Genomic DNA, 7,738 nt, shown 5'->3' on the forward strand with positions numbered 1-7,738 from the left:
CGAAGGTTTGCTCCCAATGCCCCAGCAATGATTGATAGGATCGTAGCAGTTGCCCTCAACCAACATGAATCCTAACCATTTAAGAACTTGGTTCACTGATTGTTGCTACTATAGGTCATAACTACGGAAAATTCTGTAAAATTTTTATCTATTTATCTGTGGCTTTTCTATGACTTCCATTCATTATCGCATCTGGCTGGAGTTTCTAGATGGTCTGGATATCCCTGAATACACCAATGAGACACCTTATATCATTTCCGGTTACACCGGAATGATGTTGACGGTTGACTGTTCACTGTCAACTGTCAACCGTCAACAGTGAACTCGAATTTACTATTCCGATGCTAACGGATTTGATATTATTTACGGAGCTACCTAAAAATTTAGCAACTTTAGCTTGAGTTTCTCCGTCATTAAGCAATCATAAAATCAGAATTATTTATCTAATATCTCCTTTTTCCTCTTTTAAGGCTTTCTGTAATTTTTATATTTGCTCGTCTCGTTGAGATAATGATTGGCTGGCATTTTTTTAGTGATTGACTAAATTCATTTTTAATGAAACCATATTTAAATGCACAAAAGCTTAGGATTTTGCTAACTTCGACAATTTTCGTACCCGGTTATTAGCGGGCTTTTCTGATTAGTTTGACTTCTCACCACAACTCCAGAACAATTAACCTTCTTTCTGACATCCATTACATCAGAAGAAAGCGAATCCGTTGCCGAGCTTCCTTCTTCAACATCTGCTATATCCTTGAGGGTTGCAGGTTCGGGATGCTAAAATCAAGCCGTACCATTTATCTATTGGTATTTGCTTTCCCACCCTAAATCCTAAGTTTTCAATAATTTGTCGGGTTTCCGCGTGAGTGTGACCAGACCACAAGTGATATTCTAAAGAAAGGTTTTGCACAAGTTGCCAAGTATCTCGATCTTCAAATAACAGCCATTCTGCACCTTCGCAGTCTACTTTGGCTAAATCGACGCTACCACCAATTCGCTCGATCGCCCTGCGAAATGATACCATTGGTATTTCGCCGCTTTCGCTAACTGTCGATCGGGTTTTTCCCGAAACTTCCCGAATGTCGAGGACTACTTTACCATCTCGGTCTCCTACTGCTTCCATAAAATATGTAAAATTTGCGATTTGAGATTGATGTTTGAGGTAATTTTCTAGGTAGAGATTAGGTTCGTAGGCGTGAATTACGGCCTGGGGAAACCTGTTTCTCGCAGCAATCGGAAATAAGCCAACATTGGCTCCAATATCAATAATTGTCATCAGCGATTCAGATAATTTATCGACTCCGTAGCAGTCGTCTAAAAGCACTTCTATAAATTCTCCGTCCATGCCTTTCTCTGAAGGCACGTTTATTCGATGCAGTTTTCCTTGCAAAATTAATTGTTCGGGCAATTGAAAGCTAGCAACTCTGTTAAATTTAATCCCTAACTTTTTGGCTCGAATTTGGCGCTGCAGGAGTTGCTGAAGTTTATGGACAAGCATAGGGAGAGATTGAGATTTGTTGTAATTTTAAAATAACCTTAGATGAGGGAAAAACCTCTAGGTAATAATTCACGTTTTGCACGGCTTGTAAATCCCGTTGAAGTCTGCGAATTAAACCTGAAGGCGAGATTTTTATAGTCAACCAATCCGGATGATTACGAGTTTGTTGAGAAGGCGCTAGATGTCATTACAGAAAGTTATTTTTTTGTTCATAAGAAGAGTAAATTGAGAGTAAATATAATTTAATATATGTCAAAATGCGCTTCAAAACACGGAATTGAAAAATGTTAGAGTTCGATGGGCTGCTCCCAACAATTGAAGAGTTAGTAATACTCGACTTTCCCAGGGCTGCGGAGTCGGAAATTAACCAGCGCTTGATGGAAAAATTCGCCGGCGCAGGAGTGAATGCTTGGCTCGTCGATCGTGCGAACAATGCGATCGCCCTAATTCCCGACCGCAATCCCCAAAAGTCGATCGCCATTACCGCTCACAAAGATGAAATTGGCATCCTAGAGAATCTAGCACTCATGCAGGCTCTACTCGATAACCACTCACAGTGCTTCCTATCCCGGATACAGTAAACCTGTTACCTGAATCAAGTTAACAGACGTTTGTCCTGCTGACGACACTCACAAGCTTGATTTGCCACAACCCCTAGCCTTCACCCCAAGCTGACAAGAAGCCCATTATTCTCAAACGCAACATTTGTTCTTGAACGCCTAGGTTTTAGCACCTGCTTGTACGTCCGGTGAGGCTGGCCACCACCGCCACTAACTCCGCAGCATCTACGGGTTTGGTCAAATGCATCTGAAAACCTGCTAATAGTGACTGCTGACGATCGTCATTCCGGGCATAAGCCGTCAGCGCGATCGCGGGTAGCCTACCGCCCCGCTGCGCTTCAACTTGACGCAACTTGCGGATCAGCGAGTAGCCATCCTCATCCGGCATCCCAATATCGCTCACTAAAACATCGGGGCTGCGATCGGTTGCGGTTTCGATAATGGTCAAGGCCTCCTTGACCGAAGCCACAGCCATGACATCAGCACCATACTTTTCGAGAATCGTGCTCAGCAACTCTAGCGCGTCAGCCTCGTCCTCTACCACTAAGATTTGTAAGCCTTCAAGGGTCGGCGAGGCCTGAAATCTCCCCTTCGCCTCGACGAGCGAGTTTAATGGCTCTGGAGCGCTGGGTGGTAGATGGATAATCATCACGGGCAGTTTGACTGTAAAGGTCGTCCCCTGTCCTATCCCTGGACTCACTACCGTTACAGTCCCGCCATGTAATTCAACTAATTGACGCACAATGGCTAACCCTAAACCCAACCCCCCATAACTGCGAGTAGTGGTGCTGTCGTGCTGGCTGAAGCGATCGAAGACAAATGGTAGAAAGTCCGAGCTGATGCCTGCTCCAGTGTCGCTGACAGTAATTTCAACATGGGAATTAACCCGCTGCAAAAGAATCTGGACTCGCCCGTCTTTAGGCGTAAATTTGACCGCGTTAGAAAGTAGATTCCACACAACTTGCTGCAACCTATCGGCATCACCCAAGAGCGGACCAGCTTCTGAATCGAGTACACTTTGCAGGCGAATTGACTTTGTTTCAGCCGCCAATTGTACAGACTCAATCGCCGATTCAATCACCGGCACGAGGTTGACAGGACGGACTCGGAGACGCAGTTTACCTGTGATGATGCGAGAAACATCGAGGATGTCTTCGATGAGCTGGGCTTGAGACTTTGCGTTTCGCTCGATCGTCTCCAAAGCGCGCGCCACCTTATCCTCACTCAGGTTTTTTTGCCGTAACATCGTTGACCACCCTAAGATCGCGTTGAGAGGAGTTCTGAGTTCATGAGAAAGAATCGAGAGAAACTCATCCTTGGCACGGTTAGCTGCCTCTGCCTCTGCCCGAATTATTTGTTCACGCATCAATAATTCGTCTTTGGTGCGATTAGACGCTTCGAGTTGGGAAGTGCGTTCCTGCACCCGTTGCTCTAGCTCCACATTAATCGCCTCGATACGGCGGCGACTATTTTCTAGTTCCTGGTTTGTAAGGGCAAGTTGAGCTGGACTGGGCGTATCGAGTGCCACTGGAATTAAGGGAATCAGTAAAAAGGTGAAGGTATACAAAGACCAAGCACCAGTGACAGCTTTGATCAGTCCTGAAACCCAATAAATGGGGTGCCAAAGTGTCACTATTCCCATCAGGTGCGTCATGCCACATAAGGCAAAGATAAAAAAGAAACCCACCAGCAGTATCACCGTGTGGGCAGGCAGATCCTTACGCTCATTCGTAAAGTAAACAATGGCAACAGCCACCGAGAAATAAGCGAGGGTAGTCAAGGCATCTGACGTTAAGTGCAGCCAGACTAGCCCCGGTTTCCAGAGGTAACAATGCCCGTGAGGAATGAAATTATTAGAAAAGAAGGTGCTCAAGAGGTCAGGCATATTAGTTTACCGCACTGTCAAGTTAATTTAGGGGGTGTCATCAATTCAACCAGATGACCGCAGCAGCCAGAAGCATCGCACGCCGGAAAGTTTACCGCCCTACGGTAATAGCGCGCCGCGATAGCCTGATAGTGCTTGAGCTTGGGGAAAAAGTTCTCAATCAAATGAGGGGCTCTGTACAATTCAGCATCGTAAGTTTCCAGGGTCTTGCAATGGCGGCGAGGTGAAATCACGGTGGTCTTCCCCTCGGCATTGAGAGGGTCAATCACGCGCTGATCAGGATCATAGCCCTTGTTAGCGAGCAGTGTATCCGCCAGCAGTAATGGCTGCAGTTGGTCGGCTCTTGCTCGCGTCACCAGCTTGTCCGGGGGCGAGGTGAAACCCCAACGGATTGCCCAACGCATCCACGCGCTCCCATGAATCTTGTTACTCAATCCCCCTTTGCTGCGTCCAATTGCTTCATTCCTAGGCTCCTCAAAAAGCTCAGCAGGAAGATGTTTCTTTCAAGTGGGAAAATGCCTGAATTAAAACTAAGTGTATCGCCGGGGAAATAGAGAGTAAATCTGCTTTAATATATGTCAAAATTCGCTCCTAAAAACGAAGATCAAAAATGTTAGAGTTCGATCGCCTGTTCCAAACAATCGAAGAATTAGTAATGCTGCACTCACCCAGCGGTGCGGAGTCGGAAATTAACCAGCGGTTGATGGAAAAATTCGCCGCCCTGGGAGTGAATGCTTGGCTCGATCGCGCGGACAATGCGATCGCCCTAATTAAGGGCCGCAATCCCGAAAAGTCGATCGCCATTACCGCCCACAAAGACGAAATTGGCGCCTTAGTTAAAACAATAGGCGAGAGGGGCCGGGTGGAAGTCCGCAGATTGGGCGGCGCATTTCCTTGGGTTTACGGCGAAGGCGTGGTGGATTTGCTCGGGGACAAGCAAACAATTAGCGGCATTCTCAGCTTCGGTTCCCGCCATGTTTCTCACGAATCTCCTCAGAAAGCTCAGCAGGAAGATGTTTCTTTAAAGTGGGAAAATGCCTGGATCGAAACTAAGTGTACCGCCGAGGAATTAGCCGAGGCCGGAATTCGACCGGGCACGCGGATGGTGGTGGGAAAACACCGCAAGCGCCCGCTGCGGTTAAAGGATTGGATCGCCAGCTACACTCTTGACAACAAGGCTTCAGTGGCGATTTTGCTGGCTCTGGCGGAATGTTTGAAAGAGCCTGCGGTGAATGTTTATTTGGTAGCGTCGGCGAAGGAGGAGGTTGGGGCGATCGGAGCTTTGTATTTCACGCAGCGCCAGCCGTTGGACGCGCTGATCGCTTTGGAAATTTGCCCTCTAGCACCGGAATACCCGATTCGTGACAGCGAAAACCCGGTTTTGCTGGTTCAGGACGGCTACGGAGTCTACGATGAAGGATTAAACGCCCAATTGCGCGCAGCAGCTGCAGCAGCCGATGTAGAGGTGCAGTTGGCGGTAATTAGCGGTTTTGGGAGCGATGCTTCGATCGCCATGAAGTTCGGCCACGTAGCCCGCGCCGCTTGTTTGGCTTTCCCCACCCAGAACACCCACGGCTTTGAAATTGCTCATCTCGGGGCGATCGGCAATTGCGCCGCCATCCTCAAAGCCTACTGTGACGAGCTTTGGGACGAGTAGAAAAAAAAGTTTCGCAAAGTAGTTGACAGATTGGGAAAGATTAGTTAAGGTAATAAAGGTGCGGAACACAAGCAAACGCAACGACGCGCCCCCATCGTCTAGAGGCCTAGGACACATCCCTTTCACGGATGCGACGGGGATTCGAATTCCCCTGGGGGTATTGAAAATTTAAGTCTGATATCAAAGTGATATCTAGTATATGGGGTGGGCATTTTGCCCGCCCTTATTGCTATTCGGTTTAACATTAAGCTGATGCGTGCGATCGCCTTTTCGTTAGTTTGCACCATTGCCATTGATATCGAAGTTTTCTATAATGGGAATTTCTGAAGGTGAGGAAGCTACGATTCGCAGGTTTATATCAACTATGATTTGATTTTTATCAACAACTACATTTGCTTTTTTTATTAAGAATTTTATTGGTAAACAATCACCTGATTCAGGTTCGGGAGACGGCTGAGTTTTATATCCTGCGTCCTCCAGCCATTCACAAATCTTCCTCCAGTTTTCTACCTTTTCATCAGCTTTACCTACAAGATTTTTTACATATTGGTATAAAGTATTACAGAAATCTACCGCAATTCCCTTGGGGTTTTTACTGAGCCTTTCAGCAATTTCGGCGGGACTGTAGCCGCAGAGTAGACCCCGTAGATGTTGTTTCTCTGTGGGCGTGAGCCGCTTTCCCTTGGCGGATGCTAGGTCTGTGTAAAGAGTTTCTAAGTCCCAGTCGCCGGCAGCTTCGAGGAAGCGATCGTTAGAGGATGCCATTGCAGGGGATAGGTTTCTGGATTTTTTATAATCAAAGTCTAACACGATTCCTAATGCTTATTAGTTTCTTTGTGAAAGGCAGTTAGATTAGTATCAGGGAAAGCAGGAGCGTGATTAATTTTACACAGGAAATTCGGGCAAGGCTCACTTCTTGTGGCGTAGAGTTTTCTGCTGAGCAGAGTTACCAAGCCATCGAAGACTTCAATTACCGAAATATCTAAGTCTAGTCCTTTCAAAGACCTGGCTGATTTGACATCTGTCAGAACAGCCCTTGACTATCCAGGGCATGAATGGACTTTTTAATTAAAAGAGTGAGGTATCGTAAAATGGATGAATTTGTTAGAAAAGCTGCGGCATTGGGATTGCCCGCAATTATGCTGGTAATTGTAATGGGAACTACAGGTTTAGCAGGTGCGGCGGCAATTACAGCAGCTTTAGCAGCGTTAGGTGGCCCAGCAGGTATGTTAGGCGGAATTGCACTGCTTGGAATCATCGGTTTAGCTACAGAAATGTTGTCTAAGTATGGTCTTGAAGCCTTGCTAATTGGAATTTACACACAGCGCCTTCAAAACGGAGAATCAAAGTCGCGTCTGTGCGGAGAAATTCGGAATTTACCTATCTCTGGGGAAATGAGACGCAGGCTTAACGAAGAGTTTGGCTGTTAAGAGATAAGTAGAATTAGGCTTCGTAAACCATCTCTTTCTAAAGACGAACAGGATTTACGCACGAGATCTATCTATTTGAGAATAGTCAAACATTTTAGACTAATGATATACTTGTTTGCTCATTCTCCGTGGAAACCTTAATCGTTACTCTGATTTATGGATGCAACAAAATGAATTTTGATTATTCGGATTTTTTTGATTCACTTACACAGACAGGATTACTCATCACTGAGGAACAGCGTCAAAGAATTACTGAAAAAATCACCCAAGTATTATCCTATGAGCCAAAAATAGGTATTTTTGGTAAAACAGGAGTAGGTAAATCCTGTTTGTGTAATGCTCTTTTTGGTCAAGATATAGCTGCTATTAGCGATATTGAAGCTTGCACGCGAAATCCCCAGGAAATACTCTTAAAAATAGGGCAGGGTAATTCAAAAGGTATTAAGTTAATTGATGTACCTGGAGTAGGAGAAAGTCAGGAACGAGATCAGGAATACGCACAGCTTTATGCGAAGCTATTACCAGAATTAGACGTTGTGTTATGGCTGCTCAAGGGTGATGATAGAGCATTTACCTCAGATGAAGTTTTTTACAAAAATGTGGTTAAGCCACATCTCGATCGAGGGAAAGTATGGGTGCATCTCAGTTTTGCACATATATCAAGTGGAAAGTTGACCATTGAGATAAGCACAGCGCAGAGAAAGGATA

The 7,738-nt window shown here is 45.7% G+C and carries 9 protein-coding genes and 1 tRNA gene; 6 read left to right on the top strand and 4 right to left on the bottom strand.

Going from position 1 to position 7,738, the window contains the following annotated elements; all coding sequences use genetic code 11:
* Nucleotides 1-169: 169 nt before the first annotated feature.
* Nucleotides 170-322 (top strand): hypothetical protein, encoded by a 153-nt coding sequence (locus QUA47_RS29470; RefSeq protein WP_333433413.1) that lies wholly within the window; start codon nucleotides 170-172, stop codon nucleotides 320-322.
* Nucleotides 323-736: 414 nt separating this feature from the next.
* Here QUA47_RS29470 and QUA47_RS29475 read toward each other — a convergent pair whose 3' ends face one another.
* Nucleotides 737-1,498, bottom strand: coding sequence for an FkbM family methyltransferase (locus tag QUA47_RS29475; protein WP_333433414.1), 762 nt, complete (start codon nucleotides 1,496-1,498; stop codon nucleotides 737-739).
* Between the two features lie 284 nt (nucleotides 1,499-1,782).
* Between QUA47_RS29475 and QUA47_RS29480 the strand changes: the two genes are divergently transcribed.
* Nucleotides 1,783-2,079 (top strand): hypothetical protein, encoded by a 297-nt coding sequence (locus QUA47_RS29480; protein WP_333433415.1) that lies wholly within the window; start codon nucleotides 1,783-1,785, stop codon nucleotides 2,077-2,079.
* Between the two features lie 145 nt (nucleotides 2,080-2,224).
* Here QUA47_RS29480 and QUA47_RS29485 read toward each other — a convergent pair whose 3' ends face one another.
* Together QUA47_RS29485 and QUA47_RS29490 are read right to left on the bottom strand one after the other, a co-directional pair.
* Entirely contained in the window at nucleotides 2,225-3,943 is a 1,719-nt protein-coding gene (locus tag QUA47_RS29485; RefSeq protein ID WP_333433416.1) for an ATP-binding protein, read from the bottom strand.
* Nucleotides 3,944-3,960: 17 nt separating this feature from the next.
* Nucleotides 3,961-4,377, bottom strand: coding sequence for a hypothetical protein (locus QUA47_RS29490; RefSeq protein WP_333433417.1), 417 nt, complete (start codon nucleotides 4,375-4,377; stop codon nucleotides 3,961-3,963).
* Between the two features lie 176 nt (nucleotides 4,378-4,553).
* Between QUA47_RS29490 and QUA47_RS29495 the strand changes: the two genes are divergently transcribed.
* Both QUA47_RS29495 and QUA47_RS29500 read left to right on the top strand, forming a co-directional pair.
* Nucleotides 4,554-5,600, top strand: a complete 1,047-nt coding sequence (locus QUA47_RS29495) for a M42 family peptidase (RefSeq protein WP_333433418.1) — start codon at nucleotides 4,554-4,556, stop codon at nucleotides 5,598-5,600.
* Between the two features lie 87 nt (nucleotides 5,601-5,687).
* Nucleotides 5,688-5,760 (top strand) — tRNA-Glu (locus QUA47_RS29500).
* Nucleotides 5,761-5,873: 113 nt separating this feature from the next.
* On the opposite strand, the gene QUA47_RS29505 is transcribed toward QUA47_RS29500, so the two are convergent.
* A complete protein-coding gene (locus tag QUA47_RS29505; protein ID WP_333433419.1) occupies nucleotides 5,874-6,365 on the bottom strand; it encodes a helix-turn-helix domain-containing protein in 492 nt (163 codons plus the stop codon).
* 326 nt (nucleotides 6,366-6,691) lie between these two features.
* Here QUA47_RS29505 and QUA47_RS29510 point away from each other — a divergent pair, with 326 nt between their 5' ends.
* The gene (locus QUA47_RS29510; RefSeq protein WP_333433420.1) at nucleotides 6,692-7,030 is read left to right on the top strand and encodes a hypothetical protein; all 339 of its coding nucleotides are present in this window, start codon (nucleotides 6,692-6,694) and stop codon (nucleotides 7,028-7,030) included.
* Between the two features lie 170 nt (nucleotides 7,031-7,200).
* Nucleotides 7,201-7,738, top strand: a 538-nt coding sequence (locus tag QUA47_RS29515) for a GTPase (RefSeq protein ID WP_333433421.1), incomplete at its 3' end; no start/stop codon positions are given.

Origin of the sequence: Microcoleus sp. MON2_D5 (assembly GCF_036701905.1) — a bacterium.
In the GTDB taxonomy this organism is placed as follows: Bacteria; Cyanobacteriota; Cyanobacteriia; order Cyanobacteriales; family Microcoleaceae; genus Microcoleus.

Excerpts from the sequence above, each read along its gene's own strand:
- QUA47_RS29485 (WP_333433416.1), bottom strand. The coding sequence starts at position 3,943 with ATGCCTGACCTCTTGAGCACCTTCTTTTCTAATAATTTCATTCCTCAC.
- QUA47_RS29480 (WP_333433415.1), top strand. The coding sequence starts at position 1,783 with ATGTTAGAGTTCGATGGGCTGCTCCCAACAATTGAAGAGTTAGTAATA.
- QUA47_RS29475 (WP_333433414.1), bottom strand. The coding sequence starts at position 1,498 with ATGCTTGTCCATAAACTTCAGCAACTCCTGCAGCGCCAAATTCGAGCC.
- QUA47_RS29495 (WP_333433418.1), top strand. The coding sequence starts at position 4,554 with ATGTTAGAGTTCGATCGCCTGTTCCAAACAATCGAAGAATTAGTAATG.
- QUA47_RS29470 (WP_333433413.1), top strand. The coding sequence starts at position 170 with ATGACTTCCATTCATTATCGCATCTGGCTGGAGTTTCTAGATGGTCTG.
- QUA47_RS29505 (WP_333433419.1), bottom strand. The coding sequence starts at position 6,365 with ATGGCATCCTCTAACGATCGCTTCCTCGAAGCTGCCGGCGACTGGGAC.
- QUA47_RS29510 (WP_333433420.1), top strand. The coding sequence starts at position 6,692 with ATGGATGAATTTGTTAGAAAAGCTGCGGCATTGGGATTGCCCGCAATT.